This window comes from Halomicrobium sp. HArcht1-1 (assembly GCF_058933285.1).
This window is the reverse complement of sequence record NZ_JBZYDL010000001.1, coordinates 2,688,713-2,714,918: the sequence shown is the minus strand read 5'-3', so window position 1 is coordinate 2,714,918 and position 26,206 is coordinate 2,688,713. Positions and strand designations below refer to the sequence as shown.

General features: G+C 66.0%; 28 protein-coding genes. 17 read left to right on the top strand and 11 right to left on the bottom strand.

Annotated elements, in window-relative coordinates; genetic code table 11:
* The first annotated feature begins 2 nt into the window (after nt 1-2).
* From AC5FRZ_RS14145 to arlJ, 7 genes are all read left to right on the top strand, one after another.
* The gene (locus AC5FRZ_RS14145; RefSeq protein ID WP_170092542.1) at nt 3-521 is read left to right on the top strand and encodes a chemotaxis protein CheD; all 519 of its coding nucleotides are present in this window, start codon (nt 3-5) and stop codon (nt 519-521) included.
* Nucleotides 522-766: 245 nt separating this feature from the next.
* Complete coding sequence (locus tag AC5FRZ_RS14140; RefSeq protein ID WP_493564911.1) at nt 767-2,416, top strand: FlaD/FlaE family flagellar protein; 1,650 nt, start codon at nt 767-769, stop codon at nt 2,414-2,416.
* A complete protein-coding gene (gene arlF, locus AC5FRZ_RS14135) occupies nt 2,400-2,843 on the top strand; it encodes an archaellum stator protein ArlF (RefSeq protein WP_170092540.1) in 444 nt (147 codons plus the stop codon). The genes AC5FRZ_RS14140 and arlF overlap by 17 nt, the downstream gene beginning before the upstream one ends.
* Nucleotide 2,844: 1 nt before the next feature.
* Complete coding sequence (gene arlG, locus AC5FRZ_RS14130; RefSeq protein WP_153554389.1) at nt 2,845-3,297, top strand: archaellum stator protein ArlG; 453 nt, start codon at nt 2,845-2,847, stop codon at nt 3,295-3,297.
* Nucleotides 3,294-4,055: an archaellum protein ArlH gene (gene arlH, locus AC5FRZ_RS14125; protein ID WP_153554388.1), complete on the top strand. Its 762-nt coding sequence runs from the start codon at nt 3,294-3,296 to the stop codon at nt 4,053-4,055. Before arlG ends, arlH begins: the two co-directional genes overlap by 4 nt.
* Nucleotides 4,055-5,728, top strand: coding sequence for an archaellum flagellar ATPase motor FlaI (gene flaI, locus AC5FRZ_RS14120; RefSeq protein WP_170092538.1), 1,674 nt, complete (start codon nt 4,055-4,057; stop codon nt 5,726-5,728). Before arlH ends, flaI begins: the two co-directional genes overlap by 1 nt.
* On the top strand, nt 5,728-7,476 hold the full coding sequence (arlJ, locus tag AC5FRZ_RS14115) for an archaellar assembly protein ArlJ/FlaJ (protein ID WP_170092537.1): 1,749 nt from the start codon (nt 5,728-5,730) through the stop codon (nt 7,474-7,476). The genes flaI and arlJ overlap by 1 nt, the downstream gene beginning before the upstream one ends.
* A 431-nt stretch (nt 7,477-7,907) precedes the next feature.
* Here arlJ and AC5FRZ_RS14110 read toward each other — a convergent pair whose 3' ends face one another.
* Nucleotides 7,908-8,084 carry a hypothetical protein gene (locus AC5FRZ_RS14110; RefSeq protein ID WP_170092536.1) on the bottom strand — a complete coding sequence of 59 codons (177 nt, stop codon included), beginning with the start codon at nt 8,082-8,084 and terminating at the stop codon, nt 7,908-7,910.
* Nucleotides 8,085-8,174: 90 nt separating this feature from the next.
* On the opposite strand from AC5FRZ_RS14110, the gene AC5FRZ_RS14105 reads away from it, so the two are divergent.
* Nucleotides 8,175-8,606 (top strand): DUF5807 family protein, encoded by a 432-nt coding sequence (locus AC5FRZ_RS14105; protein ID WP_372480250.1) that lies wholly within the window; start codon nt 8,175-8,177, stop codon nt 8,604-8,606.
* A 7-nt stretch (nt 8,607-8,613) separates the two neighbouring features.
* On the opposite strand, the gene AC5FRZ_RS14100 is transcribed toward AC5FRZ_RS14105, so the two are convergent.
* The 4 genes from AC5FRZ_RS14100 to AC5FRZ_RS14085 all read right to left on the bottom strand — a co-directional run bounded on the left by AC5FRZ_RS14100 (nt 8,614) and on the right by AC5FRZ_RS14085 (nt 12,074).
* On the bottom strand, nt 8,614-9,069 hold the full coding sequence (locus AC5FRZ_RS14100) for a hypothetical protein (RefSeq protein ID WP_493564910.1): 456 nt from the start codon (nt 9,067-9,069) through the stop codon (nt 8,614-8,616).
* A gap of 283 nt (nt 9,070-9,352) precedes the next feature.
* Entirely contained in the window at nt 9,353-10,432 is a 1,080-nt protein-coding gene (locus AC5FRZ_RS14095; RefSeq protein ID WP_493564909.1) for a DHH family phosphoesterase, read from the bottom strand.
* Between the two features lie 143 nt (nt 10,433-10,575).
* Complete coding sequence (locus tag AC5FRZ_RS14090; RefSeq protein WP_493564908.1) at nt 10,576-11,607, bottom strand: hypothetical protein; 1,032 nt, start codon at nt 11,605-11,607, stop codon at nt 10,576-10,578.
* 5 nt (nt 11,608-11,612) lie between these two features.
* Complete coding sequence (locus tag AC5FRZ_RS14085; protein WP_170092532.1) at nt 11,613-12,074, bottom strand: universal stress protein; 462 nt, start codon at nt 12,072-12,074, stop codon at nt 11,613-11,615.
* Between the two features lie 67 nt (nt 12,075-12,141).
* Between AC5FRZ_RS14085 and AC5FRZ_RS14080 the strand changes: the two genes are divergently transcribed.
* Complete coding sequence (locus tag AC5FRZ_RS14080; protein WP_153554379.1) at nt 12,142-12,588, top strand: universal stress protein; 447 nt, start codon at nt 12,142-12,144, stop codon at nt 12,586-12,588.
* Nucleotides 12,589-12,662: 74 nt separating this feature from the next.
* On the opposite strand, the gene AC5FRZ_RS14075 is transcribed toward AC5FRZ_RS14080, so the two are convergent.
* Nucleotides 12,663-13,187, bottom strand: a complete 525-nt coding sequence (locus AC5FRZ_RS14075; protein ID WP_170092531.1) for a GNAT family N-acetyltransferase — start codon at nt 13,185-13,187, stop codon at nt 12,663-12,665.
* A complete protein-coding gene (locus tag AC5FRZ_RS14070) occupies nt 13,184-13,552 on the bottom strand; it encodes a universal stress protein (protein WP_153554377.1) in 369 nt (122 codons plus the stop codon). The genes AC5FRZ_RS14075 and AC5FRZ_RS14070 overlap by 4 nt, the downstream gene beginning before the upstream one ends.
* Nucleotides 13,553-13,681: 129 nt before the next feature.
* Here AC5FRZ_RS14070 and AC5FRZ_RS14065 point away from each other — a divergent pair, with 129 nt between their 5' ends.
* On the top strand, nt 13,682-14,347 hold the full coding sequence (locus AC5FRZ_RS14065) for a DUF5806 family protein (protein ID WP_170092529.1): 666 nt from the start codon (nt 13,682-13,684) through the stop codon (nt 14,345-14,347).
* A 192-nt stretch (nt 14,348-14,539) separates the two neighbouring features.
* Here AC5FRZ_RS14065 and AC5FRZ_RS14060 read toward each other — a convergent pair whose 3' ends face one another.
* The gene (locus AC5FRZ_RS14060) at nt 14,540-15,049 is read right to left on the bottom strand and encodes a DUF7529 family protein (protein WP_493564907.1); all 510 of its coding nucleotides are present in this window, start codon (nt 15,047-15,049) and stop codon (nt 14,540-14,542) included.
* A gap of 200 nt (nt 15,050-15,249) precedes the next feature.
* Between AC5FRZ_RS14060 and AC5FRZ_RS14055 the strand changes: the two genes are divergently transcribed.
* The 6 genes from AC5FRZ_RS14055 to AC5FRZ_RS14030 all read left to right on the top strand — a co-directional run bounded on the left by AC5FRZ_RS14055 (nt 15,250) and on the right by AC5FRZ_RS14030 (nt 22,587).
* Nucleotides 15,250-17,961 (top strand): ABC transporter ATP-binding protein, encoded by a 2,712-nt coding sequence (locus tag AC5FRZ_RS14055; protein WP_493564906.1) that lies wholly within the window; start codon nt 15,250-15,252, stop codon nt 17,959-17,961.
* Nucleotides 17,962-18,061: 100 nt separating this feature from the next.
* A complete protein-coding gene (locus AC5FRZ_RS14050; RefSeq protein ID WP_493564905.1) occupies nt 18,062-19,822 on the top strand; it encodes an ABC transporter substrate-binding protein in 1,761 nt (586 codons plus the stop codon).
* A gap of 6 nt (nt 19,823-19,828) precedes the next feature.
* Nucleotides 19,829-20,872, top strand: coding sequence for an ABC transporter permease (locus AC5FRZ_RS14045; RefSeq protein ID WP_493564904.1), 1,044 nt, complete (start codon nt 19,829-19,831; stop codon nt 20,870-20,872).
* Nucleotides 20,869-21,798 carry an ABC transporter permease gene (locus AC5FRZ_RS14040; protein WP_170092524.1) on the top strand — a complete coding sequence of 310 codons (930 nt, stop codon included), beginning with the start codon at nt 20,869-20,871 and terminating at the stop codon, nt 21,796-21,798. Before AC5FRZ_RS14045 ends, AC5FRZ_RS14040 begins: the two co-directional genes overlap by 4 nt.
* Nucleotides 21,798-22,154, top strand: a complete 357-nt coding sequence (locus AC5FRZ_RS14035; RefSeq protein WP_493564903.1) for a DUF7268 family protein — start codon at nt 21,798-21,800, stop codon at nt 22,152-22,154. The genes AC5FRZ_RS14040 and AC5FRZ_RS14035 overlap by 1 nt, the downstream gene beginning before the upstream one ends.
* A 49-nt stretch (nt 22,155-22,203) precedes the next feature.
* Entirely contained in the window at nt 22,204-22,587 is a 384-nt protein-coding gene (locus AC5FRZ_RS14030; protein WP_493564902.1) for a hypothetical protein, read from the top strand.
* Between the two features lie 12 nt (nt 22,588-22,599).
* On the opposite strand, the gene AC5FRZ_RS14025 is transcribed toward AC5FRZ_RS14030, so the two are convergent.
* Entirely contained in the window at nt 22,600-23,868 is a 1,269-nt protein-coding gene (locus tag AC5FRZ_RS14025) for a dihydroorotase (protein ID WP_493564901.1), read from the bottom strand.
* Between the two features lie 24 nt (nt 23,869-23,892).
* Complete coding sequence (locus AC5FRZ_RS14020; RefSeq protein ID WP_170092521.1) at nt 23,893-24,594, bottom strand: lipoate--protein ligase family protein; 702 nt, start codon at nt 24,592-24,594, stop codon at nt 23,893-23,895.
* Between the two features lie 193 nt (nt 24,595-24,787).
* Here AC5FRZ_RS14020 and AC5FRZ_RS14015 point away from each other — a divergent pair, with 193 nt between their 5' ends.
* Complete coding sequence (locus AC5FRZ_RS14015; RefSeq protein ID WP_493565088.1) at nt 24,788-25,630, top strand: DUF8155 domain-containing protein; 843 nt, start codon at nt 24,788-24,790, stop codon at nt 25,628-25,630.
* Here AC5FRZ_RS14015 and AC5FRZ_RS14010 read toward each other — a convergent pair whose 3' ends face one another.
* The gene (locus AC5FRZ_RS14010) at nt 25,631-26,203 is read right to left on the bottom strand and encodes a cysteine hydrolase family protein (protein WP_493564900.1); all 573 of its coding nucleotides are present in this window, start codon (nt 26,201-26,203) and stop codon (nt 25,631-25,633) included.
* Nucleotides 26,204-26,206: the final 3 nt, after the last annotated feature.

The window sequence follows — 26,206 nt, the reverse complement described above, 5'->3', positions numbered from 1 at the left end:
CAATGAAAGTGTACGACGGGAGCCAGACGGAACAGGAGTCGGTCGGGCAGCCCGAGCGCAAGAAGGTCGGGATCGCCGAGTACGCGGTGACGACGGACGAGGCGGTGTTGACCACCAGCGGGCTGGGATCCTGTATCGGGGTCGCACTGTACGACCCGGACTCGAACACCGCGGGTCTCGTTCACGTGATGTTGCCACGACACGACGAGGGCGAGGGCGCTCGTGCGAAGTTCGCCGACACCGGCGTCGAGGTGTTACTCGAAGAGATGGAACAGGCCGGCGCGCAGCGTCACTCCATGGAGGCGAAGATCGCGGGCGGGAGCGACATGCTCGACTTCTCGGAGAACGGCTCCAGCATCGGCTCTCGCAACGCCGCCACCGTCCGCGAGACGCTCGCGGCCAACGACATCCCGATCCTCGGCGAGGACGTCGGCGGCGATTACGGCCGCTCGCTTCGTCTCAAAGCTGCGACTGGCGACCTGATCGTCAAGAGTGCGAGTCAGGGCACCGCGACGCTGTAGCCCGCGCGAGGTACCGTCGGCCACTGCGTCTGACGCATGCCAGACACGCGACGGACGGGGGCGCGGTCGATACCGTTCGTCTGACGATCCTTCCCACGATTGCGTGCCGGAAGGATCTTGCTGACGATCTCACCAGCTACTCCACCGTTTATTTCACTTCTCATTCCAGTAACCAACAGGTCTGTTATCAGATATGATAGGGTAGACGGAATATTGAAGGGTATGAACATCCAGTTTTAGGTACGATGAGTAGCATTGCGCTCTTCCCGACGCTTCAGGTGGCGATCCCGGAGGGATCGATCTTCGCGCCCGCTCTCGTCGTTCTCCTCACTGGCGGGCTCGTCGGGATGAGCATCAAGAACATGTTCGACTCCATTCTCTCGGACGACGAGGAGTCGGACGACGCGGGTGGTGACGACGGCGACGAACTCGCCGACGGCGGGGGGCTCATGGCCGACGACGGCGGTGACGACGAGTTCGGGGACCTCGGCGGCATGGGTGGCGGCGACGACATGGACGGGTTCGGTGGCGACGAGTTCGGCGACATGGACGATGCGGGCCAGGACACCGACGAACTCGAACACCGGCTCGACGAACTCGAAAACGAGGTCGGGTCGCTGTCGTCGACGGTCAACACGGTCCGGACGGAAAACGAGCAGATCAGCGAGTCCGTCGAGGAAGTCGAAGAGAACGTCCGCAAGCTGCTGGACATCTACGAGATGGTCACCCGTGGCGTCAACCCCTTCGCGGACGACATCGACGCCGGTATGGGCGGTGGTGGCGGCATGGGCGGCGGAGGCGGCGGTTTCGGCCTCTTCGACGACGGCGACGAGGAAGCAGAAGAGGACATCGACGAGGACATCGCCAACGCGGACGCCGAGGGATTCTTCGACGAGGATCTGGTCGAGGACGACGGCGACGACCTCGGCGGCGGCGGTGACAGCGTCGACGACGTGTTTTCAGACGACGGTAGTGACGACGGCGGTTTCGAGGACGACGGCGGCAGTTTCGACGACGACTTCGACGACTTCGACGATGGGGGCGACGACCTCGGCGACTTCGACGAGGAGGACGACGACATGAGCATGGACATGGACGACGGTGGCGACGGGGAGGGCGGCAAATCATTTCAGGAGCTCAAAGACGAGTACGACTCCGGCGACGCCGAGTGGGCAGAAGAGGACAGTCCCGGCGGCGACATGGCTCTCGACGAGGACGGTGACGACGAGATGGCCCTCGAAGACGACGAACTCTCCTCGGGCGTCGAGGAGGAGGAGGACGACGACCTCGACGGTCTCGCGGACGACGACCTGTTCGACGACGTCATCGAGGACGACGACGAGGAGCTCGCGGCCGAGGCGGACGCGACCGAACCGGAGCCGGAGACAGAACCGGAGCCAGAGCCGGCCACGACGGCGGAACCGGAACCCGAGCCGGAACCCGAACCAGAGCCAGAGCCGACGACGACGGCGGAACCGGAACCCGAGCCAGAGCCGGAGCCCGAATCGGAACCGGAGCCGACGACGCAACAGACGACGAACGCGTCGGCAGAAGACGGCGGCAAGCCGTACCTCTCGGAGCTTCCTGGCGGCTTCGCCAGCGACCTGATCGTCGTCGAGTGGCTCGAATACCTCCTCGAACAGGCGAGCTACCGGGAAGCCGCACGCGCCATCGACTACTACGAGCGGATCGACTGGATCGACGAGGCCGTCGCCGACGACCTCCACGAGGTCCTCCGTGGCTTCGACGAGTCCGGCGGTCAGGGCGGGCTGACGATCGACCACCACACGCGGAGTCTCCACTACATCAGTCAGCTCGACGAGGACAGCGGGGCCGATGCAGTGGCCCTGTCGAAGCTGGTTCGCGGAGGTGGTTCCGATGGGCTTCAGCGTTAGTGGCTCGGCGGCGATCGTCTTCGCCGGGATGTTCATCGCCTTCGGCATGTTCCACACGGCGACGACCAACGGCTTCGAGCGCGTCTCCGAGGCCCAGGAGGACCGGACCGACCGGACCCTGGCCCAGCAGAACACGGCCATCGACGTGACCAGCGCGACCTGGAACACCACCAGTCGGACGCTGACGGTCACGGTCAACAACACCGGCGCGGAGTCGCTGGCGGTCAGCGACGTCGACTTGCTGGCCAACAACAGCTACCAGTCGGGGTACAACACGTCGGTCGACGGCGACCGTGACACCGATCTGTGGCTCTCACAGGAGCAGCTGACGATCACCGTGACGGAGATCAACGACGATCCGGGGCGCGTCAAGGTCGTCTCCGGAACCGGCGTCGCCGACACGGCGACGACGACGGAGGTGGCCTGAGATGGCAGGCGTCTCTGCGTCCCACCTGATCATCTTCATCGCGAGCATGATGGTCGCCGCCAGCGTCGTCGGGGTGTTCACCGACAGCGTCGGCCAGCTCAGCGACGCTATCAGCGAACAAGGCGTCGACGTGAGCTCCGACGTTCGCAGCGACATCGAGATCATCTCCGACAGCGGTAGCGACGCGATCTACAACGCCGACGGCAACGAGAACATCACGCTCCACGTCAAGAACACCGGCACGTTACAGTTGCCGGCTAGAGCCGACCGGCTCGACATCTTCGTCGACGGTGCCTACCAGACGGACGCGGAGGTGACACTGGTGGGCGGAGCCGAGGTCTGGGGCGCTGGTGACGTGGTCCGCGTGGACATCTCGGAACCGCTCGATCCCGGCGACCACCGGGTGAAGATCGTCGTCAACGGTGACGAGGAGGTGTTCGAATTCCGAACATGAGTATCGCACGTAACGATCTGTACTCGCTGGGACTGGACGATCACGACCGACTGAACAAGGAGCTGGGCGGGGGAATCCCCCCGGGCAGTATCATCCTCGTCGAGGGCGACTACGGGGCGGGGAAGTCGGCCATGAGCCAGCGGTTCAGCTACGGCCTCTGTGAGGAGGACAACGACGTGACGATGCTGTCGACGGAGCTGACAGTCGGGAGCTTCCTCGACCAGATGCACTCGCTGTCGTACGACGTGGTCGATCACATCCTCGACGAGAACCTGCTGTTCTTGCACGCGGACATCGGCGACGGGAACACCTTCTCGGGCAACGAGGAGGAGCAAGACCGCAAGGAACTGCTCCGTCGGCTGATGGAAGCCGAGGTGATGTGGGAGTCGGACGTAATCATCATCGACACGTTCGACGCCATCCTGCGTAACGACCCGAAGTTCGAGGCACTGGTCCGCCAGAACGAGGAGCGACAGGCCGCCCTGGAGATCATCTCCTTCTTCCGGGACGTGATCTCTCGGGGCAAGTGCATCATGCTGACCGTCGACCCCTCGACGCTGGCCGAAGAAGCGATCGGCCCCTTCCGCGCGATCGCCGACGTGTTCATCGAACTGGAGATGGTCGAGGTCGGCAACGACGTGCGCCGGCAGGTCAGCGTCAAACGCTTCGCCGGGATGGGCGAACAGGTCGGTGACACTATCGGGTTCTCGGTGCGGTCGGGGACCGGCATCGTCATCGAATCCAGGAGTGTTGCCTAATGACAGACCACGGACGACCCAAACCATCCGACGAACTTCGACAAGTAGCGGCACGACGACCACACCTGCGGGACCACTTGAAGAAGTTCAAGCAGATTACTGGCGAGTTCCCCGAGTTCATCGAGGAGGCCGACGACGACTACGAGTCGAACCGGCCAAACGTCCTCTACCCCGTCGGTGGCCCGATCTTCTGTCACGTCTACGGCGACATCGGACAGGACATGAAGTACTACGCCATCGAACCGGAACTCGACGAAGACGAGTCGGTCGTCTTCAGCAAAGTTCGGAACAAGCTCCTCCAGAAGTCCGTCAACAAGCCCGCGCCACAGAACGAAAACGAGTACGACGACCGGATCGAGGAACTGCTCCAGGAGTCGACCAAGATCCGCGACGAGGACGGCAACGACGGTGTCCTGACTCGCATCGCCAACCTCGGCAGCGTCGGACAGGTCGAGGTGACCGAGAGCACGTACGAGAACATCCTCTACCGGCTCAACCGCGACATCGTCGGCCTCGGACCGCTCGAACCGGTGATGCGTGACCCGGCAAACGAGGACATCCACGTCATCGGCCGCCAGGAGTGTCACGTCGACCACGAGGTCTACGGCATGCTCGAAACCACCGTCGAGTGGGAGTCCGAGGCGGCCTTCGACCAGTGGCTGCGAAACATGGGCGAGCGGATGGGCGATCCGGTCTCTGACTCCGACCCGATCGTCGACTCGACGCTGCCGGACGGGTCGCGTCTGAACCTGATCTACTCCGACGACGTGAGCGCGAAGGGGCCCTCGCTCACGATCCGCCAGGGGACCGAGACGCCGCTGTCGATCTTCCAGATTACCAAGTGGAACACGCTCAGCCCGGAGCTGTCGGCGTACCTCTGGCTCGCGCTGGAAAACGAGCAGACGGTCTTCGTCGTCGGGGAGACGGCGTCGGGGAAGACGACGACGCTGAACTCCATCATGTCGTTCATTCCCCGCGACTCGAAGATCTACACCGCGGAGGACACCGCCGAGGTGCTGCCGCCCCACGACACCTGGCAGAAACTGCTCACGCGTGAGGGCGAAGACGAGGGTACCAGCGTCGACATGTTCGACCTCGTGGCGGCCGCGCTGCGTTCCCGCCCCGACTACATCATCGTGGGCGAGGTCCGTGGCGAGGAGGGTCGGATGGCGTTCCAGGCCGCACAGACCGGCCACCCCGTCATGCTGACGTTCCACGCCAGCGACATCGTCTCGATGATCCAGCGCTTTACCGGCGAACCCATCAACGTCCCGGAGACGTTCATGGACGTGGCAGACATCGCACTGTTCCAGAACCGCGTCAAGCAGGGCGACCAGGTGCTTCGCCGCGTCACCTCGGTCCAGGAGATCGAGGGCTACTCGAAGGAGATGGACGGCGTCGTCACCCGACAGGCGTTCAACTGGGACCCCGTCGAAGACGAGATCACCTTCCAGGCGATGAACAACTCCTACGTCCTCGAAGAGCAGATCGCGACGCTGCTTGGCTACGAGGACACCCGCGAGATCTACGACGAACTGGAGTTCCGGGCCAACATCATCCGCCGGGCGATCCAGGAGAACATCGTCGGCTACCACGAAGTGAACCAACTGATCGAGGACTTCCAGCGTGACGGCGTGGAAGGACTTCCCTTCACGATCGCACGCCCCGACTGATGGCATCCAACGAAGCGGAGAACTCCCTGAACCTGACGCTGTCCGAGATCTTCGACGACCTGCTGGACGCGTACCGGCAGATGCACATCCCGCTGCAGCGGTACCTCCTTTTGATCTTGCTGCCGGCGATCGCCTTCTTCCTGCTGAGCGCCGTCGCCGCGCTGTTGCTCGATCTGCCGATGATGATTCGGGCCCCGATCCCGATGCTGGGGTTCCTGGCGATGACCGCGGCGATCTTCTACCCCAAGATCCTGATCTCACAGCGTCGCAGCCAGCTCAACAACCGTTTTCACCTGCTGGTCACGCACATGACGGTGCTGGCGACGACGAAGATCGACCGCATGGAGGTGTTTCGGACGCTGGCTCAGGAAGAGGAGTACGGCGAACTCGCAAACGAGATGCACCGGATCGTCGAACTGGTCGACACCTGGAACCAGAGCCTCGACGACGCCTGCCGACGACGTGCCAAGGAAGTCCCCTCGGCGGCGGTCTCTGACTTCCTCGACCGACTCGCGTACACGCTCGGTGCCGGCCAGTCGCTGGAGGACTACCTCCTCAGCGAACAGGAGCAGATCATCCAGAACTACACGACGGTGTACGAGGGAACGCTGGACAACCTCGAAGTCATGAAGGACCTCTACCTGTCGATGGTCCTCTCGATGACGTTCGCGCTCGTGTTCGCCGTCGTCCTGCCGGTGTTGACCGGGACCGACCCGACCATGACCGTCAGCGCCGTCATCGTCATGTACATCTTCGTCCAGTCGGGGTTCTACCTCGCGATCCGCTCGATGGCCCCGTACGACCCCGTGTGGTTCCACCCCGAGGAGTACCCCTCCGAAGTCGAGAACCGCATCGAGAAGTCGACCTACGTCGGGGTCGCTCTCACCGCCGTCCTCGTCTTCATCTCGCTGGGCGGGATGTTCGGCGTCTCTCCGATCACGATGGGCGACCTCCTCTTTTTCCTGGACAGCGTTCCCCTCTCGATGTACGCCGTCGTCCCGATCACCCCGCTCCTCATCCCCGGCATCGTCATCCGACAGGAAGAACAGCAGGTCAAGGGTCGCGACGATCAGTTCCCGAGTTTCATCCGCGCGCTCGGCGCGACCGAAGGCGCGAAGCAGTCGACCACGTCGATGGTCCTGCGGACGCTCCGCGAGAAGGACTTCGGCGCGCTGTCGCCCAACGTCGACGACCTCTACAAGCGGCTCAACATGCGCATCGAGCCCGCCGAGGCCTGGCGCTACTTCACCGCCGACTGTCGGTCCTACCTGATTCAGACGTTCTCGGAGATGTACCTCATCGGCCGCGAGATGGGTGGCTCGCCGAAACTGCTTGGCGAACTCATCGCGGCCAACATGAACGAGATCCAGGCGCTGCGCACCCAGCGCAACCAGGCCGCCACGACGCTGATCGGTCTGCTGTACGGTATCACCGCGGCCTCGACGTTCGCCTTCTTCATCGGCCTGCAGGTCGTCAACATCCTCTCGTCGATGTCGCTGAACCTCTCCTCGAACGCCGGGTTCGACGCCAGCACGCTCATCAACACCGGCGTCTACAACATCCCGCTGATCGAGTTCCTGCTGATCATCATCATCATGTTCGGCGCGATGCTGTCGGCGCTGATGGTCCGGACGGTCGACGGCGGCCACAAGGGCAACACCTACATGCACTTCGTCCTGCTCGCCTGGATCGGCAGCGTCACCTCGATCGCCACCAAGTGGCTGGTGACGCAGTTTATCGGGATCTAACCACCTTTTTCCGCTTCGGGTGCGCTTCGCGCACCGCTCGCGCAAAAACGTGGGCGAAAAAACCGCAAGTCGCGGCCTTCGGCCGCGCTTGCGGCGTTGTGCGTGAGCACCGCGAACGCACTGCTCGTCAGAGCTTGCTCTGACGGCGAACCGGGCGTTCTGCACGAGCGGGGCGTGGTTCGGAACGAAGTGAGAACCACGATGCGAGCGGGAGCGAAGCGACACGCGAGCAAAGCGAGTGCAGAGCTCGGGAGTCGAGCGAAGCGAGTCTGCCGGCGACCTGCCGGGTCCTTCGGACCGCTCGGTCGCCCGGATGCTCATACTGCCGGCTGTAACTTCGTGAAGAGCTTCGCCACCCCGGGGTGGCGAAATCGGTCACAGATGTACAGCCGGTAGTATCACTTCAGCTCCTACTGTGGCTGCCCTCCGAATCAGTCCTCGGCCGACGAGCCGTCCGTTCCCGACTCGCTCTCGCGACGCTCCCGCGCCTCTCGCCGCTGGACCGCTTCGAACGACACCGCGTCGAAGTACCCCCGCAGGGCCAGCGTCGTTCCGATGTACGACGCGACGACGAGGCCGAGGAAGCCAAAGACCAGTCCGAGTTCCATACACGGTGGTGCCAGCGGTGACACAATAGGTGCTGTCGTTTCCGGACGCGAGCCGCGAGGCTTTTCCCCGCAAGCGGTCACACACCGTGTATGAGCAAGCGAACCGAGTTTCTGGCGGGCGAGCGCGTCGAGGACGTGGCCTTCTTCCTCCACGAGGACGCGGTCGGCAACGCCGACGCCCTCACGGAGTACGCCGAACAGGTCGAAGACGGGATGGTGCTGGTCATCGACGGCGATCAGGGTCGGAGTGCCTTCCAGTCGGCGACGGGGATCGACCCGATGGGGCTGGCCCGCGAGGCGATGGCCACCGACGGCGAGATCGCCGACGACCTGACCGGCGGCGTCTGCCCGAACGAGGACGAAGAGCCCGACCAGAACCACACCGCCAAGTTCGTCTTCGCCTTCGCCGAAGAGCAGAACGAGGAGGTCGGCGGCATCTACGAGGAGGGGGACGTGATTCACGCCTACGCGGTCTGTCCCTGCGGCGAGAAGTACTCCGAGAAGTGGGTCGTCGACGAGTAGCGCCGCCCTACTGCTGGTCGCGCGTTTCGAGCAATATCGGCTCCGCGAGCCGCGCCGCGAGCGCCTTCGGGAGTCCGGTGAGGGCACTGCCCTCGTGTGTGTACGGCGTTCCGACCGCCGCTCGCGTGACACCGTGCCGGAGGTGCTGGACGCCGTCTGCGAGGAACCACCCACCAGCGACGACGCCGCCGACGAGAATGCCCCACGGTGAGCCCAGCACGGCCACGTAGCCAGTCGCTGCCAGAATAAGCGTCCCGAGAACTACGTTGTCGGCGTAGTCGCCGACGACGTTCTCGGCGGCGTCGGCCAGCAACTGCAAAGCGAAAAAGGCGAGCCCGGCGGTGGCGGCGTACGACGGCGACCCCTCGACGACGTACAGCGTTCCACCGACGAAAATCGCTCTCGTGAGCGAATCGGTGACAGCCCGACGGTCTGGAAGCCACGCGAGGAGGGCAGGTGACATGCTATCGTCGGTCCGTTCGCCGGTCGCTTCAAACTAACCGTTGTCGGCGTCGCTCGCGGTATGCTACTCCTCAGCCGCTTCAGGCTCTTCGGGCAGCCGCTTGAACGCGTCGACGATGGCCTGCTTCGCCACCGCGCCCCGCGTACTCCAGTGGTGGGCATCCATCTTTTTCCGCTTCGGGTTCGCTCGCTCCGCTCGCGACCACTCGCGCAAAAACATGGGTGAAAAAGCCGGCCCTCGCTTTGCTCGGTCCGGAGAAACCGCTCGCGTCGCTCGCGGTATGCTACTCCGCCGCCTCAGGCTCCTCGGGCAGCCGCTTGAACGCGTCGACGATGGCCTGTTTCGCCACCGCTCCCCGCGTACTCCAGTGGTGGGCGTAGTCGAGCATGTCCTCGTACACGTCGGGCTTGCACCCCGCGGCACGGGGGTGGCCGCCGCCGTTGACCTGGGCGGCGACCTCGTGGCAGCGTTCGAAGGTCTCGGTGCCGCGGATCGAGGCGGAGCCGGCGGGCTTGACGATGACGGCGGCGTCGGCTCCCTGTTCTCGCAGTTTCTCGGCGACCTCGTTCTGAGAGCAGCGGCCGTAGGTGACGCCGACCGTCCACTCGCCCACGTCGCGCAGCTGGGCGCGCTCGACGGCCTTCTCGATGAGTGCCTCCTTCTCGACGCGCTTCTCGGCGAGGTAGTCGTGCCACTCCGGCGAGAGGTCCGGGCCGTGTTCGAGGACGACCTCGATGTACTCCTCGGGTTCGAGCCAGTAGGAGAGGTCCGCGAGGTCGTCGCTGCGCTCGTCGTCGCGGATCCAGAGGTCGTGGTCTCGCGTGACGGCGGCCAGTTCGGCGAAGCGGTCGTCGAAGTCGTACTCCAGCTGTGCGAGGGCCACGTCGGCGGTACAGACCTCGTCGGAGTCGCCGACGGTGCGGTCGACGCCGCTGTCGTCGACCGCCGCGCCGAGGTCGTCGTCCCACTGGTGGTGGTCGTACCAGCGAACGTCGTCGACACGAGCGGTCAGGTCGCCGAGGGCGGCGATATCGCTCTCGCTGTCGGGACAGAGATCACAGATCACCAGCGTGGCGTCGGCCTCGACGTACTCGGCGGCCCAGGACAGTGCTTCGTCGAGTTCGTGGGGCCCGGCCGGGACCAGCGATCCCTCGCCCAGCGCCTCGCGAACGAGCGCGACGCAGGCCAGCCCGTCGGCGTCCGGGTCGGCGATGACGACGACCTCCGAGGACGCCATCCGCTCGGCGGCCTCGCGTTCCTGCTCTTCCTCTTCGATCGAGTCCGGGAGGAAGAACCCCTCCCCCGGGAGGATCGATTTCCGTTCCAGCGAGAGCCGCTCGTCGTCGATGAGCCAGTCGTCCATACCGCGTTCAGCAACCGCTGGCCAATGAAGGGTCCGGTTCGTGAAACGTCGGCCCTCTCTGACCACAGGGAACGTCGTAGACTGCTACCGGATCGACCCCACACTGCCGTGCGGTCGAACGAGCACGCGGCGAGCGTTCGGTTTCAACGAGGGTACCACACCGCCGATCCGGGCGTGTGATGGACGAACGCGTCGTCCTCCAGCAGTTGGGGATCGATCCAACGAAAGCGGACGTTACCGGTGTAGCGGAACGGTTCCGAGAGATCGTCGAGGACCACTCGAGCGCGCTGGCAGGCGGTAAACGACGATCTTGTCTCGCTGTTCCGGGGAGTGAACACGGTGTTGGCGGTGTTCTCCGTGGCGTCGCTCACGTTCTGAACGCGGAGCGCGTCGGTCGTCTGGCCGCTGGGACCCACGTCAGTGAACCGCTGATCGAAGTGGGCGACCGTCTCGACGCGGTCGGTACGGTACGGACCACTCGGCCCGCCGCGACGCCCCGCGACGATGGTCGCCTCGATGTCGACGAACACTGGCGTCGGATCGCTGTCCGGGCGAACGAGGACCCGATCGCGACGGTCGAACTCGCCGCCGCCGTTGTACCCCCGGACGCGTGCGGTTCCCAGTCTTCGGACGTTCTCTGGGAGCGGGACGTGTTCGATCGGCACCGTACGCTCGTAGCTCGGCGGCTGGCGGAGTTCGCCGAGCGCCCACGGGAGGTCGTCGGGATAGTCGGCCGTGACGAAGACGTGTGTATCGAGCGCGCCAGACGACGGCACCACGCCGGCAACGTCGGTCCGGGAGTTCCACCCGTTGCTGGCGAACCCGTAAGGGCGGTCGGCACCGTCACAGATCGCCAGCAGTGTTCCCAGTGCGTCGTCGCCGGCGACGGCGACCGGCACGTCGGCGGCGAGGGTCTCGATCGCGGCGTCGACACTCCCGTCGACGGCGGGGTACACGGCGAGGTCGGCGTCGGTCGGATCGGAAACCGTCTCGACGGTCGTCGACGGCGGGAGCGACACGTCGTCGCCGACCCACAGCGTCGCCGTCGAGAGGCCGGTGACGCTGGGCCGTCCGAGCGACGCCCGGTCGTCGGTGAGTGACTGACAGCCGGCGACGGCACCGACCGTGCCGGTCGCGACTGTCGCGAGGAGTGCTCTGCGAGTTGTGGAAGGCATCAGGTCTACAGTCCCGTCGCCGCTTCTTCGAGCTGTCTGACGGTCAGCACGGGCATTTCGGCGTGGCGGACGACCCCCTCGGCGACGCTGCCCAGCAGGTAGCCGTGTTCGCCGTGGCGGCCGCGGGTCCCGGTCGCGATCACGTCGGCGTCGATCTCTTCGGCGTAGTGGCAGATCTCCTTGGCCGGATCGCCCTCTCGAACGGCCGTGACGACGGTGTCCTCTTCGTCGGGATCGACCGTCTCGGCGGTTTCACGGACGAACGTCAGCGCCTTGCCGCCAGTGGTCGCGAGCGCCTGCTCGAAGTCCTGTCGGACGGCCTCCGGAGAGCCGGCGACCTCTCCCGAGTCGACGACGTACAGCGCGTGGACGATCGCGTCGAACTGGCCGGCGAGGTCGAGCGCGGCGGTGACGGCCCGCTCGGCCGTTGCGGAGCCGTCCGTCGCGATGACGACGGTGTCGAACATACCTCTACTACCGCGGGGGGCGTCAAAAAGCCGCGGGCTTTTTGCTGGTCCGGTGGCACCTGTCGATATGGACATCGACCTCGTGCTCGCGCCGGTGGACGGCTCCAACCAGTCCGAGGCGGCCGTCGAGTACGCGCTGGCGATCGCCGACGCCTACGACGCCGAGATCCACCTGCTGTTCGTCCTCGACGAGACGCTGATCCGGGCGATCGAGGCCGACGAGGTCGACGCCGACGCGATCGCCGACCAGCATCAGGCCTTCGCCGCGGAGATGCAGTCACGGCTCGAGGAACGCGGCCACGACGCCGGGCTGAACCACTCGACTGCCGCCGGCTTCTCGCCGACGCGGCTCCGACAGTCGCCCGGGAGCGTGATCCTCGACGTGGCAGAAGACCTCGACGCCGACTTCATCGTCGTCCCCCGCGAGCCGGGCAGTGAGGATTCCGTCGACGCGATCGGCCGCGCCGCGCTGTACGTCATCGAGTACGCCAGCCAACCCGTGCTCTCGGTCTGATTCTGCGGCTGTCGCTGCTCTGGGCGACGTGAGTCAAGCGAGCCGGATCGCCATCTCTCCCGATCCGGCGTGGGTCAAGCGAGCCGGATCGACATCTCTTGCTCGAAACGCTCGCTGTTCGACGTCTCGAAGCCGACTTTCCGGTAGAGCGCGATCGCGGGGTCGTTCCACCGTTCGACGGTGAGCCAGACCTGCTCGATCCCCTCGGACTGGCCGTGGCCCAGCAGCGTCTCGACGAGTTCGGTCCCGATTCCCGCATTCTGGTACGCCGAGAGGACGAAAATCGCCAGCTCGTACCCGTCGTCCTCGTCGGGGACCAGCGTCGCGTGGCCGATCAGATCGCCCTCGTGGCTCGCGACGACGTTGTACCGGTCCGTATCGAGGATGTTCTCCAGCCACCGCTCGATGGCCGTCTCGCGGGCCGGCGGGATGCCCTGGGCGCGGTCGGCGGGATCGAACTGCTTGTACATCTCGATCAGCGCCGTCCGGTCGGTCCCGTCTGCACACCGCAACTGGATCGATCGGTCCTCGCGGTCGGTCACCTGACGCGGCGGTGCCGGGAACGTGCCAGCCGGCTCCTCTGGATAGCGCCGCGTCATCGGATCAGCGTCACCGGGGTCTGTGCGTTCAACAGGACGAACTCGGCGATCGAACCGAGCTGGATCTTGCCAAGCGTCGACCGCTCGCCACTGCCGAGGACGATCCGGTCGAACCCCTCGCTCTCGGCGACGTCGACGAGTCGACTCCCCGGATCGCCGCTGAGCCGTCGGATCTCGGCCTCGAAGCCGGTCTCGTCGAGCCGTTCGCGGACCCGCTCCTGGACTTCGTCTTCGCCCGCGTCTGTCTCGTGGCCGTCGAAGACGGCGACGGTCACCTCGTCGCCGGCCTCGCGTGCGCGCTCGATCGTCTCGTCGAGGGCCTGATAGGAGAGATCGCTGCCCCCGACACCGAGTAGGACGTGCATAGACGGGCCAATGCGGGCACTCGTGAAAAAGCCACCTCCCCGCGGTGGCGATGCCTGGCTCGGCGTCGGCTCCACGCGGCCCGGACGGACGCCGGCAGACTTTTTCACCGCCGGCACAGAGGGTGGGGCATGACAGACGGCGCGTCCCCCGACGAGACCGACGAACACCGCTCACGAGCCGGGCCGTCGTCGACCGAGTCGGACCCGGACGAGGACGAATCGGCCGACGAGTCCCTCGACGCTGCCGACGGTGTCTCCGACGAGTCGGACGTTCCGGCCGACGTACGCAAGTACGACCGCTTCAAGAAGATCGACGGCGGGACCTACGACCGGGCCAACGAGTTCCTGCGGGAACGGACCTACGTCACCGCCCGCGAGTGGGCGATCGCCCGCCTCTGTGCAGACTTCCGGACCGAGACCGGCGTCGAGATGACCAAGATCGGCGAGAACCTTCCCGAACTGGTCCCGTTCATGACCGACACCTACTCGCCACAGGCCGTCAACCAGGCCCGCGCGTCCTTCGAGGAGAAGGTCCGCAAGGCCGGCGCGACCTTCCTCTACGGCGCGATGTGTGACTTCTTCACCGCCGAGGAACTCGACGACGTGATGTACGAGGCCACCGAGGTCGCGAAGTTCCTCCTGGAAGTCGAGGGCGTCGAACTGAGCGTCGAGGAGGAACTGGCGACCGAAGACCAGATCTCGGAGGTGATGCGCGACGTTCGCGAACACTCCACGGCCTTGCGCCACGACGAGTGTCCTCACTGCGGTCACGATCTCGACGGCGAGGAGTCCTGACACTGCCGGCTGTCAGTCTGTCACGAGCGTTGCGACCCCGTGGTCGCGAATCGCTTGCAACAGTGACAGCCGGCAGTATGACACTGGCGACTGTCGTTCGACGAACCGTGCTGCACCCGGGAGAACGACCCGCCCCCGACGGTATCGCGAGACTCGTCGCGACGACCGGCGTCCGATCGCCGACGCCTGCGCTCAGGGAAAACACGGCTCGGGATCGTCGATCGTCACGCTCACTCGTTCGTCGTCGACCAGTGGCCGAACGTGAACCGGGAACCCACCGTCACTGGCGATCGTTCGGAGGGTGTCCGCCTCTTGGCGGTCGTAGTACAGCGGGAGCAAGACGACGCTGTCGCCACTCCAGAGGGAAAGCAACAGGAAGACGAGGCCGTTGCCCGTTGCCCGAAACACCTCGACGCGGTCCGGATCCCGGGCCCTCAGCACCGTCCGCACGGCCTCGAACTCCTCGCCGGGGAGGACGGCGTCGAGGCCGGTCCGACGGTCCGGATCGACATCGCCGGTCATCTCCGCGGCGGTCCGTGGCTCGCCGGTGAGCGTCGCCACGTCGCCGGGATGGCACTCGATGACCGTCTGGTCGGCCTCGCGATACCGTTCAGCTGTCGCGTGCATGTCGTCGATCACTCGCTCCCAGGGACCGACGACACGGTCGAACGGATTGCTCGCGCGCTTGGCTGGATCACTCATCGATCGACGGTCGTGGCGACACGCAAATAGTAGTCGCTGCCTGATAGCGACCGGACTCGTTCCAGTTGCCAACCGCCGACGTAGATATCGATCCAGCACCTCGCAACCGTTTCTGCCGCTGCTCGAAACCGACTGGTAGGAACTATCTACTGTCCGAAACGCCAGGATAGTAATACGGTTCACCGACGACACTCTGACCGATGCGCGATCTCCTCACGCTCTCGAATCTCCAGACGCACTTCGAGACCGAGCGGGGCACGGTACACGCTGTCGACGGTATCGACCTGTCCGTTCGGCCGGGCGAAACTGTCGGTCTGGTCGGCGAGTCCGGGTCGGGCAAGTCGGTGACGGCGCTGTCGGCCATGCGGATCGTCGACGACCCCGGTTTCCTCGCTGGTGGTGACGTTCACTTCGGCGCGACAGAGACGGTCCACCGTCTCGCGCGACAGTACCCCCGTGGGGTCGCAACGGCCGATCACGACGGCTATCTGCACCTCGACGCCGTCGACCTCGACCGCTCGGCACTCCCCGACGGTCTCGACAGAACTCTCGACGACGCCGAACTGGCCCGGCGGTTCGTCAGGGACGAACCAGCGACAGCACTGGGACCGGTCGATTCGCACGCGAACCACCCGACCGACGACGGGAGTCCGCCGAACGGAGCGGCCTCCGACGGATCACGGACTGCTCCGGTCACGATTCGAGACGGCTACGTCGACCTCCGTGGAGCACCCGAGCGGGTCCTCCGTGACGTGCGGGGCGGGGACATGGGAATGATCTTTCAGGATCCGATGACCTCGCTCAATCCCGCGTTGACCGTCGGCCAGCAGATCGCCGAGAGTCTGTTGCTCCATCGGTACGGCCGTCAGCGGTCGGACTCCTGGGCCAACGCGCTCCGCGAAATCCTGCCCGTCGTCGGTGGCAACGCCGTGACGGGGCGCGTCCGAGAAGACGTGCTCGAACTGCTCGACGCCGTCGGCATTCCGGAGCCGACGACACGAATCGACGAGCACCCACACGAGTTCTCCGGGGGGATGCGCCAGCGGGTGCTGATCGCGATCGCGCTGGCCTGTCGGCCGAAACTCCTGATCGCCGACGAGCCGACGACGGCACTGGACGTGACGATACAGGCACAGATCCTCGACCTAATCGACGACCTCCAGGCAGAACTCGGGATGGCGGTACTGTTCATCACCCACGATCTCGGGGTCGTCGCCGAGACCTGCGATCGCGTCGCGGTGATGTACGCCGGAGAGATCGTCGAAGAGGGGCCCGTCGGAGAGGTCTTCCACGACCCGTCACATCCATACACCTACACGCTGCTCGAGTCGATTCCTCGCGAGGACACCGAGCGGCTCACCCCCATCGAGGGGTCGGTGCCGAGCCTGATCGACATGCCGCCGGGGTGTCACTTCGCGCCGCGGTGTCCGTGGGCCACTGACGACTGTCGACGGGGCGAGATCCCGTATCTCCAGCACGGGCCGGAGGCCGTCGATCACCGATCGAAGTGTCTCTTCGAGTCGTTCGACACCGACGTCTACGGCGACAACGCGGACGGCGTGGCCGCGAGCGAGACCACGCGGACGGACCGCACACTCGTCGAGATCGACGGTCTGAAGAAACACTTCTCGCGGGCCGAGGACCTCTTCGACAGATACCTCGGCCGGGAACCCGACGCTGTCAGGGCTGTCGACGGCGTCTCGCTGGACATTTACGAGGGCGAGACGCTCGGACTGGTCGGCGAATCCGGCTGCGGGAAGTCGACGACCGGGCGGACGATTCTCCGACTGTTGGAGCCGACCGACGGGACCGTTCTGTTCGCGGGGGACGATCTGGCCAGTCTCGACGCCGACGCGCTCCGCGGAAAGCGCCGAGACATGCAGATGATCTTTCAGGATCCGCTGTCGAGTCTCGATCCGCGGATGACTGTTCGACAAACGATCACGGAACCCCTCGCGATCCACGACCTGCCCGACGCGGACGACGACCGATCGAAGCGACAACAGCGCCGCGACCGCGTCGAGGAACTGGTCGCAGCTGTCGGACTCGACGGAGACCAGCTCGACCGTTATCCCCACGAGCTGTCGGGCGGTCAGCGCCAGCGCGTCGGCATCGCGCGCGCACTCGCGGTCGACCCCGATTTCATCGTCTGTGACGAGCCCGTTTCGGCGCTGGACGTATCCGTGCAGGCCCAGATCATCAATCTACTTGAGGATCTGCAGGGTGAGTTCGGGCTCACGTATCTCTTTATCGCCCACGACCTCTCGGTGGTCCGCCACATCTGCGATCGGATCGCCGTGATGTATCTCGGCGAGATTGTCGAAGTCGCCGACACGCCGGAACTGTTTGCCGACCCCAAACACCCATACACGCAGTCGCTCCTGTCCGCGATTCCGGTTGCCGATCCAGCCGTCGACTCGGATCGTGTCATCCTGAAAGGCGACGTTCCCAGCCCGATCGACCCGCCCAGCGGCTGTCGGTTCCACACGCGCTGTCCGTCGGTCATCCCGCCCGACGACGTGGAGATCGAGCAGTCGACGTTCCGGGAGGTGATGGACTACCGCCAGCGGGTCGCAGACGAGCGTCTCGACCTCGATGCGGCCCGGGATGCGGCCGGAGGCGAGACGAGCGCGACCGTCGCCGACGGAGGCAACTCCCCCGAGAGCCCGCAGTCGTCTGCGTTCAAGTCGGTGCTGTTCGACGACCTGTTCGAGCACCCACCGACCGGTCGGAACCGCGAGGTCGTCGCCGAGTCGTTCGATCACCTGGCGGCGGGCGACTGGGAGCGTGCCGCGGCTGTCCTCCGGGACCGTTTCGAGAGCGTCTGTGAGCGATCTCACCCCGAACTCGGTGCTCGTCCTCATCCCGCAGCCTGTCATCTGGTCGACGACGAGGATTCCGACCAGTCGTGAGCGGTCGGCAGGCGTGTGGTAACTACGTCGGTACCGTCTGAACTCGAACGGCTCTCAACCCGCACATACCCTTATAGTTGTTCTATTGTCATTTTAACCCATGCAGTCTGACGATCCACTCGGACGGCGCGACTTCCTCAGGACGGCCGGCGCTGGTGCCGTCACGGTAACGCTCGCTGGCTGTGCCGGCGACGACGGTGAGACGCCGACGGAAGACGGCGGTGGCCAGATGGAGACAGACGACACGGCCACCACTGCCGAGGACGACGGCGGTGGTGGTGACGCTGCCGGAGACCAGACGCTCGTCTACGCCCGGGGCGACCACCCAGAGAACTACGATCCCCAGCAGACGACGAGCGGCGAGGTCGCGAAGGTGACCAACCAGATCTTCGATACGCTGATCCAGTTCGCCGCCGGGAGCGGTGGCGAACTGGAAGCCGGGCTCGCGACGGACTACTCGCTCGAGGGGACGACGGCGACGCTCACACTTCGCGAAGACGTGAACTTCCACAGCGGAGAGCCGTTCACCGCCGAGGACTTCGCGGCCACCTTCCGGCGCTTTACCGATCCCGACTACGACTACTACCTCGGCGACGCCAACCGCTCGGGTTACGGCCCCTTCACGCTCGGCGACTGGATCGAATCGGTCGACGCGAGCCAAGAGACCGAACTGACGATCGAACTGAGCCAGCGCTACGCGCCCTTCCTGCGCAACCTCGCGATGTTCGCGGCGGCAGTGCTCTCGAAGGCCCAGATCGAGAGCTTCGACGCGAACCCGGACGCACAGGTTGCGCTGGGCACCGAACCGATCGGAACCGGTCCGTTCGCTTTCGACCAACTGGACAACCCTAACGACCGGGTCCGCCTGACTGCCAACGAGGAATTCTGGGGTCCTGGCCCCAACGTCGGTTCCGTCGTGTTCAAGACGATCACCGAGAACAGCACGCGCGTCCAGGACGTGATCAACGGTGCGTCACACGTCACCGACAATCTCGATTCGGACGGCTTCCAGCGGGCCGACAGCAGTGACACGGCGACGCTGCTGCGCAAGAACGGGATCAACGTCGGCTACATGGCGATGAATATGGAACGGATGGAACCGTTCCGCGATCGTCGGGTCCGGCGTGCGATCTCACTCGCCGTCAACACCGAGGCGATCGTCAACCAGATCTATCAGGGCTTCGCGACGCAGGCCTCCCAGCCCTTGCCGCCAGACGTGATGGGCCACGACGACAATCTCGACCCCTATCCGACCGACAAAGACGAGGCCCAGTCGCTGCTCGAGGAAGCCGGCTACGGCGAGGGCTTCGAGTTCGAACTGGCGACGTTCTCGAACCCGCGCGGCTACAACCCGAGTCCGGTACAGACCGCCAACCAGGTCCGCTCCGACCTCCAGGAGATCGGTCTCTCCGTCGAGATCAACCAGTTCTCCGACTTTGGCCCCTACCTCGATTACACCGATCAGGGCCGCCACGACGCCTGTTTCCTCGGGTGGTACACCGACAACGCCGACCCCGACAACTTCCTCTACGTTCTGCTTGACCCCAAAGTCGACCTCGAACAGGTGCCCGACGGCCAGGACTGGGTGAGCTTCGACACCGAGGGGTATAGCCCGCTGAACGTCTCTGCGTGGGCCAACACCGAGTACATGCAACTGGTCCGCGAGGCTCAGGCGACCTACGACACGGACGAGCGCGAGAGCATGTACCGAGAGGCCAACCGGCTCGCCCACGACGAGGCTCCGTGGGTGTTCGTCGACTACGCCGAGACGCTCCGGGCGATCAACGAGGCCGTTGTCGAAGACACCTACACCGTGAGCTCCGTCGGCGGGCCGTACCTCAACACCGTCGAATTGCAGTAGCGCCGTATGGTCTCGACACGATTCGTCCTGAAGCGGATCGCCCTGCTCGTTCCGGTGCTGTTCGGCGTCGCCTCGGTCGTGTTCGCGATTCTGCACCTGGCACCGGGTGACCCAGCCAGAGTGATCGCCGGGCAGCGAGCCTCCGCGGAGCAACTCGCACAGGTTCGGAGCGACCTCGGGCTGGACCGCCCGCTGTGGATCCAGTACCTCTCTTTCATCGCCGACGCGGCTCGGTTCGACTTCGGGCAGTCCTACAGTATCAGCCGTGGTGCGTCGGTCCGTTCAGTCCTGCTCGACCGACTCCCCGTCACGCTCGAACTGGCGATCTTCGGCCAGCTGGCGGGAATCTGTTTCGGACTCCCTCTGGGAGTCCTCTCGGCGATTCGGCAGGACTCGCTGACCGACCACGTCACTCGGTTCGGCGCGCTGACGGGCATCTCGGTCCCGATCTTCTGGTCCGGACCACTGTTGATCCTGGCTTTCGCGACGTATCTCGACTGGTTCCCGACGAGCGGTCGCATCGAATCGACGCTGTTCTTGCCCGACACCTGGGTCCTCTTCGGTCGTGAACTCCCGCTGACCGGGCTGGTCACCGTCGACTCGCTCCTGCTGGGCAACTGGATGGCCTTCACCTCCGCAGTGCATCATCTCTTCTTGCCCGCGCTGGTGATCGGGATCTACTCCACCGCACTGATCTCACGGATGATGCGCTCGTCGATGCTGGAGGTTGTCCGCCAGGACTACATGCGCACCGCCCGGGCGAAGGGGCAAGGTGCCCGGATCACGATCCTGAAACACGGCTTCCGGAACGCGCTGATCCCCGTCGTGACGATCATCGGCATCCAGTTCGGGACGCTACTCGGCGGGGCCGTCCTCACCGAGACCGTCTTCGGCATCAACGGGATGGGTCTGACGATCGTCACCGCCATCGGCGCGCTCGATTACCCGGTCGTCCAGGGGACCGTCCTGACGTTCGCGCTGTTGTTCACGCTCGTGAACCTCGTCGTCGACATCACCTACGGCTACCTCGATCCACGCATTCAACAATGAGTACCGAAACCAGGCGGCGCGGTGCGGTCGATCGGCTCCGAGCGTCGCCGTTCCTCTCGAAGCTGCTGTCGAATCGGCTCGCTCTCGTCGGCTTGGCGATCATCCTCGGCATGCTGGCGATCGCACTCTACGCACGCTTCACACTCGACCCGCAGGCACTCGCCAGCTCTCGACTGGGGACCGAGATCCCCGACCGCGCCCCGCCGGGCTGGACCGGCTCGGCAGCGGTCGATCAGTACCTGTTCGGTACCGACTCGGCCGCCCGCGACATCTTTCGGCGGTGTCTCTACGGCGCGTGGCTCGCCCTGCAGTTCGGGACGATCACAGTCGGTCTCTCTACCGTCGTCGGCGTCGGACTGGGAATCGTCGCGGCCTACTACGGCGACGTGACAGACAACGTCGTGATGCGGACGATGGACGTGTTGCTCGCCTTCCCACCGCTGCTGCTGGCACTGGCCCTCGTCGCAATCTTCCCGCGAGAACTGGGGCTCTGGCGGGCCGTCGCCGCCCTGACGCTGGTGTACACTCCCCGCTTTGCCCGCGTGATCCGCGGGGCTGCGCTGAAGGTACTCGAAGACGAGTACGTCGACGCGACGGTGGCGCTGGGGGCGGCCGATCCCCGCGTCCTCGTGCGCCACGTCCTCCCGAACACGCTCGCACCGATCACGGTCCAGTCGACGCTGAACTTCGGGCTGGCGATCATCGATCTCGCGGCGCTGTCGTTTCTCGGATTCGGTGCCCAGGCCGGCACGCCGTCGTGGGGACTGATGCTCTCTCGTGGCGTCGAGAACGGCCTGCTGACCGGGCGCTGGTGGCTCTCGTTTTTCCCCGGACTGTTCCTCGCGATCACGGTGCTCGGATTCAATCTGCTGGGCGACGGCATGCGCGACGCACTCGACCCGCGGATGCGGGAGGCGATCGACTGATGGCCCTCAAGCGGACTGCCGTCGGATGGGTCCGCCCCCGACTCTGGCTCGTGGGATCGGCACTCGCCGCGGGCGCGGTGGTCGGTCCCGTCGCGGCGGCGCTGCTTGCGGCCGCCGGCCACGGCGTCGCCGGAGGCGTTCGCACGGCGTTCGCACTCGGGGCGCTCGTCCTCGGCTTCGGCCTGCTCGGCTGGTCGGGCTCGATCTTCGCCGGACGGGGCATCGAGGCGATGCAGCGCCACCTCGACACCGCGAGCGACTGGACCGAGGGCGACTCCCGGCGCGCGATGGGGCGGATCACCGGTTTCGGTCTCGGAGTGATGGCGAGTGTGGCACTCGTGGACATTGGGGTATAATCCGCCACAGGTCACCAGAATTAATGGCTCGTGAATCGTACGTTCGATTATGAATGGTCGCCGCAAAGTCCTCCTCCTCGACGGCGTGCAGGGATTCGTCTGGCTCGTGCTGGGTGTCCTCTTCAGCGGTCCGGAGGTCCTCGGCACGCTCTGGTGGCTCGTCGGTCCCGCGGCCCTCGCGACCGCGGGAGCTATCGCTGTCGAGGAACACGGCTACGCGCCCGTCGACACCCTGGCGTGGGTTGGTATCGTCGTCCTGGGCATCCTCGCAGTCCCGGCGGCTGCCATCTTCGTCGGCCCCTCAGTGATGGTGACGGTTAGCACACTGCTGGCCGGGATGGGAATGGGAGTGCTGGGCTACCGCTTCATCTTCGGAATCGTCCGTCCGATCCCCCAGAGCCGGATCGACCGTGCGAGCCATAGTGCCGTCTGAAAACGGCCGCGCTTACCGGACGTTCTCGCCCTGCTGGTCGGTGAACTCGTCGTCCCCGGCGTCGTAGACGACCGTCCCCCGAACCATCGTCCACTCCGGAAAGACGCCCTCGAAGCCCTCGAACGGCGTCCACTCACAGTTCGAGTGGAGATCGTCGCCGGTGATCTCATGGGTCTCGTCCGTGTCGACCAGTACGAGGTCGGCGTCGTTGCCCGCCTCGATCCGGCCCTTGTCAGGCAGGTCGAACACGTCGGCGGGATTCGCGGCGACGAGATCCCGGACGCGCTCGTAGGTCAGGTCGCCGGTGCGGGCCTCGGCCAGCAAGAGCGGGAGCATCGTCTCGACGCCGGGCACCCCGGAGGGGGCGTCCCAGATCGAGGCGTCTTTCTCTTCGCGGGTGTGGGGAGCGTGGTCCGTCGCGATCATGTCGACGGTGCCGTCGACGACGCGGTCGTACACCGCTCGGCGGCGTTTCTCGCTGCGCAGCGGCGGGTTCATCCGGCCGTGCGTGCCCAGTTCGTCAAGGTCCGACCGCGAGAGCAGGAGGTGATGTGGCGTGACCTCGGTCGTCATCCCGGCGTCGCTGGCGGTGTCGATCCCCTCCGGCGTAGAGGTGTGGGCGATGTGGATCCGGGCGTCGTGTTCGGTCGCGACCTCGCAGGCCCGCTCGACGGCGGCGGCTTCCGCGCGGGCGGTGCGGAACGCGCTCCAGGCGTCGGCGTCGTCGCGATCTCTCGCCGCCCGGTTGAACAGCGAGGCGTCCTCGGCGTGGACGGTGACGGTCACGTCCCGCTGGGCCGCCGCGACCAGTGCGTCCTCGAACAGGTCGGCGTCGATCCCCATGTCGCCGGTCGAGTCCGCGAGGAAGACCTCCCCGAGTGCGAACAGGGGCCGCTCCAGCAGTTCCGCGGGCTCCCAGTCGTCCGTGACGCCGCCGTTGATGCCGAAGTCGACGAGCGACTCGCCGGCAAGTTCGACCTTCTGATCGAAGGCCGCCCCGTCGACTGTCGGCGGCTCCGTGTTCGGCTGGTCGACGACGGTCGTGACGCCGCCGGCCGCGGCCGACCGCGAACCGCTGGCCCAGGTCTCCTTGTGGCCGTAGCCTGGCTGGCGGAAGTGGACGTGGGCGTCGATCGCTCCGGGCAAGAGCAGTCTGTCCGCCGCGTCGACGGTGTCTTCGTCCGCCGGGTCGAGGTCCTCGCCCACGGCGTCGATCGTCTGTCCGCGGACGCGCACGTCCCGAGTCCGTCCGTCCGCGAGCGTCGCGTTCCGAATGAGCATACCCACTCTGCGCTGTGGCCGTCCCTAAGTGTCTCGGAGTCCGCCCGCCGTGTCCACGCGCTCGACGGTGGTGTCGTGGCCGTCCGCGAACGTCTCGACGACGGCGTCGATCACCGTGGCCGGATCGCTCGGTCCGCCTGCACGGGCGACGCTGCCGACGCTGTCTGGATCGAACGCCACGTCGAGCGCGTCGTAGACCGGCGCGAGCACGTCGGCGACCTCGCGGTGGTCGGCGACGAGGACGATCGCCGCGACGACGGCGACGCGCTGGCGGACCCGCTGGGCGATGCCGACGACTTTCCCCGCCGCTTGCAGGGAGTGAGAGCCGGGACAGAACGATTCCGGTGGCTCTCCTTCGCTGGCGTCGACACCGAGCGTGTCGAGAGCCTCTCGGAATCGGTCGCTGGCGGCGGCGTACCGCTGTCGAATGCCGGTCCGTTCGTCGGTGACCGGTCTCGCGAACGCGACGGCGACGGTCCGGCCGGTGTACGCGACCGCTCGCCCGCCGACCGCGCGTTCGAGGACTTCGTACCCCCGCTCGTGAGCGATGCGGCGGGCGCGCTCGTACCCGTCCTCGCGGGCGTCACGACGGCCGAACGCGACCTGTCTGTGGGGCTGCCAGACGCGCAGCCCCGGCTCTTCGCTCTCGGCGACGGCCGCGGTCAGTCGGCGCGTTCGCTCGTGGTCGCTCTCGTGGTCGGCGGCCCGCCCACGCAGTACGCGCATACCGCTCAGAGGGGCTGGACGGAAATAACTCTCCGGGCGCTGGCGAACAGGCGACACTCGCTGCTCGCGGCGGGCCGTGTCGCACTCTCGCTGTACCCGCCGCGGCGGTGGTTAGATCACGGGCACCGCTGACTCGCCTTCCCACTTCAACCTCGGCGACAGACACATGTCGCTGCCAGCCAACTGGCTGGTGATGGTCGTCACGCTGTCGTCGGACGTACTCGCGCAGTACTACCGCTTCTCGCTGTACAACTCCCCGTTCGTGGCCCACGACGACGGCCGCGCGATCGATCTCTACCCCTCCGGCGCGGTCGCACCGTCGCCGGTCGCGGGCACCGTCGTCGAGACGAAGCAGGTGCGCGCGCCGCCCCAGCCCTACGCCGCCGAGCACGATTATCTCCTCCTGATCGACACGGGCGAGTGGATGGCTCGCCTGCTGCACGTGGAGCCGTCCGTCGCGCCCGGCGACGAGGTGAGCGTCGGCGATCCGCTGGGCGAGACGGTGCGAGCGGGCTTTTTCGCGCCGTGGGTGCCCGATCACGTTCACCTGGAGTATCGCGACCACGAGGCCAACCCCTACCGGGCAGACGGCTCGGAGCCCCTCGCCGTCGCCGTCGAGGTCGAGCCACTCCCCTGGGACGGCACCGGCACCGTCGTCGACACCGGGGCGACGTGGGCTCGACTCGACGAACCGGCCCACCCAGCGCCCGGCGAACGGTTCGTCGGGCTGGCCAACGGCGGCTCCGAGGACGGGACCGCGGGCGTCGTCGACGGGGGGCTGGCCCACTACGACGCGGGCGGACTGCTCGGGTCCGCGCCGTCCGCGGACGCCCGGACGGCGGTCTTCGTGGCCGGCGCGCCGGTCGGGACTGCGACCGGCCGAACGGTCGCGTGGGACGACGTGACGGTACTTGCAAACGGCGACCCGATCACCGGGCTGGCGCTGTTCTGTGCCCGCGACCGGTTCGGCGTCAAACTCGTCGGCGACGGCCTCGACCTCCGAGAGGGCGAGGACGTGACCGTCGCGTTCCGGTGATCACGCGAAGGTGATCTCGCCGCGCTCGGTCACCTCGCCGAACAGCCAGTCTGCGTGCTCCAGTGCGTACTCGCGGTGGTCGTCCTCGATCGCGCCGATGGCGTCTTCGACCAGCACCGGGCGGAAGTCGCGCAGGCCGGCGCTGGAGGCCGTGTGCAACACGCAGACGTTCGCGAGCGTCCCACAGATGACGAGATCGTCGATCCCGTGAGCGTCGAGCCACCCCTCAAGCTGGGTCTCGTAGAATGCGTCGTAGGTGTGTTTGACGACGACGAGGTCGTCTTCGGTGGGTTCGAGCTGTTCGACCAGCCGTGTCTCCCAGGACCCCTCGACGACGTGCTCGCCCCAGCGGTCGAACTCGTCGTAGTAGTGTGCGTCTTCGAACTGTTCGGGCGGGTGTACGTCGCGGGTGAAGACGACGCTGGCACCGGCCTCGCGTGCGCGCTCGACCAGCTCGCGGCAGGGCTCGATGGCCGCCTCGCTGTCGGGCGCGTACAGCGCCCCATCCGGGTGACAGAAGCCGTTTTGCACGTCGACGACGACGAGTGCGGTTCGTGCTGGTTCGAACTCCATGGC

Excerpts from the sequence above, each read along its gene's own strand:
- AC5FRZ_RS14145 (WP_170092542.1), top strand. The coding sequence starts at position 3 with ATGAAAGTGTACGACGGGAGCCAGACGGAACAGGAGTCGGTCGGGCAG.
- AC5FRZ_RS14140 (WP_493564911.1), top strand. The coding sequence starts at position 767 with ATGAGTAGCATTGCGCTCTTCCCGACGCTTCAGGTGGCGATCCCGGAG.
- arlF (WP_170092540.1), top strand. The coding sequence starts at position 2,400 with ATGGGCTTCAGCGTTAGTGGCTCGGCGGCGATCGTCTTCGCCGGGATG.
- arlG (WP_153554389.1), top strand. The coding sequence starts at position 2,845 with ATGGCAGGCGTCTCTGCGTCCCACCTGATCATCTTCATCGCGAGCATG.
- arlH (WP_153554388.1), top strand. The coding sequence starts at position 3,294 with ATGAGTATCGCACGTAACGATCTGTACTCGCTGGGACTGGACGATCAC.
- flaI (WP_170092538.1), top strand. The coding sequence starts at position 4,055 with ATGACAGACCACGGACGACCCAAACCATCCGACGAACTTCGACAAGTA.
- arlJ (WP_170092537.1), top strand. The coding sequence starts at position 5,728 with ATGGCATCCAACGAAGCGGAGAACTCCCTGAACCTGACGCTGTCCGAG.
- AC5FRZ_RS14110 (WP_170092536.1), bottom strand. The coding sequence starts at position 8,084 with ATGGAACTCGGACTGGTCTTTGGCTTCCTCGGCCTCGTCGTCGCGTCG.
- AC5FRZ_RS14105 (WP_372480250.1), top strand. The coding sequence starts at position 8,175 with ATGAGCAAGCGAACCGAGTTTCTGGCGGGCGAGCGCGTCGAGGACGTG.
- AC5FRZ_RS14100 (WP_493564910.1), bottom strand. The coding sequence starts at position 9,069 with ATGTCACCTGCCCTCCTCGCGTGGCTTCCAGACCGTCGGGCTGTCACC.
- AC5FRZ_RS14095 (WP_493564909.1), bottom strand. The coding sequence starts at position 10,432 with ATGGACGACTGGCTCATCGACGACGAGCGGCTCTCGCTGGAACGGAAA.
- AC5FRZ_RS14090 (WP_493564908.1), bottom strand. The coding sequence starts at position 11,607 with ATGCCTTCCACAACTCGCAGAGCACTCCTCGCGACAGTCGCGACCGGC.
- AC5FRZ_RS14085 (WP_170092532.1), bottom strand. The coding sequence starts at position 12,074 with ATGTTCGACACCGTCGTCATCGCGACGGACGGCTCCGCAACGGCCGAG.
- AC5FRZ_RS14080 (WP_153554379.1), top strand. The coding sequence starts at position 12,142 with ATGGACATCGACCTCGTGCTCGCGCCGGTGGACGGCTCCAACCAGTCC.
- AC5FRZ_RS14075 (WP_170092531.1), bottom strand. The coding sequence starts at position 13,187 with ATGACGCGGCGCTATCCAGAGGAGCCGGCTGGCACGTTCCCGGCACCG.
- AC5FRZ_RS14070 (WP_153554377.1), bottom strand. The coding sequence starts at position 13,552 with ATGCACGTCCTACTCGGTGTCGGGGGCAGCGATCTCTCCTATCAGGCC.
- AC5FRZ_RS14065 (WP_170092529.1), top strand. The coding sequence starts at position 13,682 with ATGACAGACGGCGCGTCCCCCGACGAGACCGACGAACACCGCTCACGA.
- AC5FRZ_RS14060 (WP_493564907.1), bottom strand. The coding sequence starts at position 15,049 with ATGAGTGATCCAGCCAAGCGCGCGAGCAATCCGTTCGACCGTGTCGTC.
- AC5FRZ_RS14055 (WP_493564906.1), top strand. The coding sequence starts at position 15,250 with ATGCGCGATCTCCTCACGCTCTCGAATCTCCAGACGCACTTCGAGACC.
- AC5FRZ_RS14050 (WP_493564905.1), top strand. The coding sequence starts at position 18,062 with ATGCAGTCTGACGATCCACTCGGACGGCGCGACTTCCTCAGGACGGCC.
- AC5FRZ_RS14045 (WP_493564904.1), top strand. The coding sequence starts at position 19,829 with ATGGTCTCGACACGATTCGTCCTGAAGCGGATCGCCCTGCTCGTTCCG.
- AC5FRZ_RS14040 (WP_170092524.1), top strand. The coding sequence starts at position 20,869 with ATGAGTACCGAAACCAGGCGGCGCGGTGCGGTCGATCGGCTCCGAGCG.
- AC5FRZ_RS14035 (WP_493564903.1), top strand. The coding sequence starts at position 21,798 with ATGGCCCTCAAGCGGACTGCCGTCGGATGGGTCCGCCCCCGACTCTGG.
- AC5FRZ_RS14030 (WP_493564902.1), top strand. The coding sequence starts at position 22,204 with ATGAATGGTCGCCGCAAAGTCCTCCTCCTCGACGGCGTGCAGGGATTC.
- AC5FRZ_RS14025 (WP_493564901.1), bottom strand. The coding sequence starts at position 23,868 with ATGCTCATTCGGAACGCGACGCTCGCGGACGGACGGACTCGGGACGTG.
- AC5FRZ_RS14020 (WP_170092521.1), bottom strand. The coding sequence starts at position 24,594 with ATGCGCGTACTGCGTGGGCGGGCCGCCGACCACGAGAGCGACCACGAG.
- AC5FRZ_RS14015 (WP_493565088.1), top strand. The coding sequence starts at position 24,788 with ATGGTCGTCACGCTGTCGTCGGACGTACTCGCGCAGTACTACCGCTTC.
- AC5FRZ_RS14010 (WP_493564900.1), bottom strand. The coding sequence starts at position 26,203 with ATGGAGTTCGAACCAGCACGAACCGCACTCGTCGTCGTCGACGTGCAA.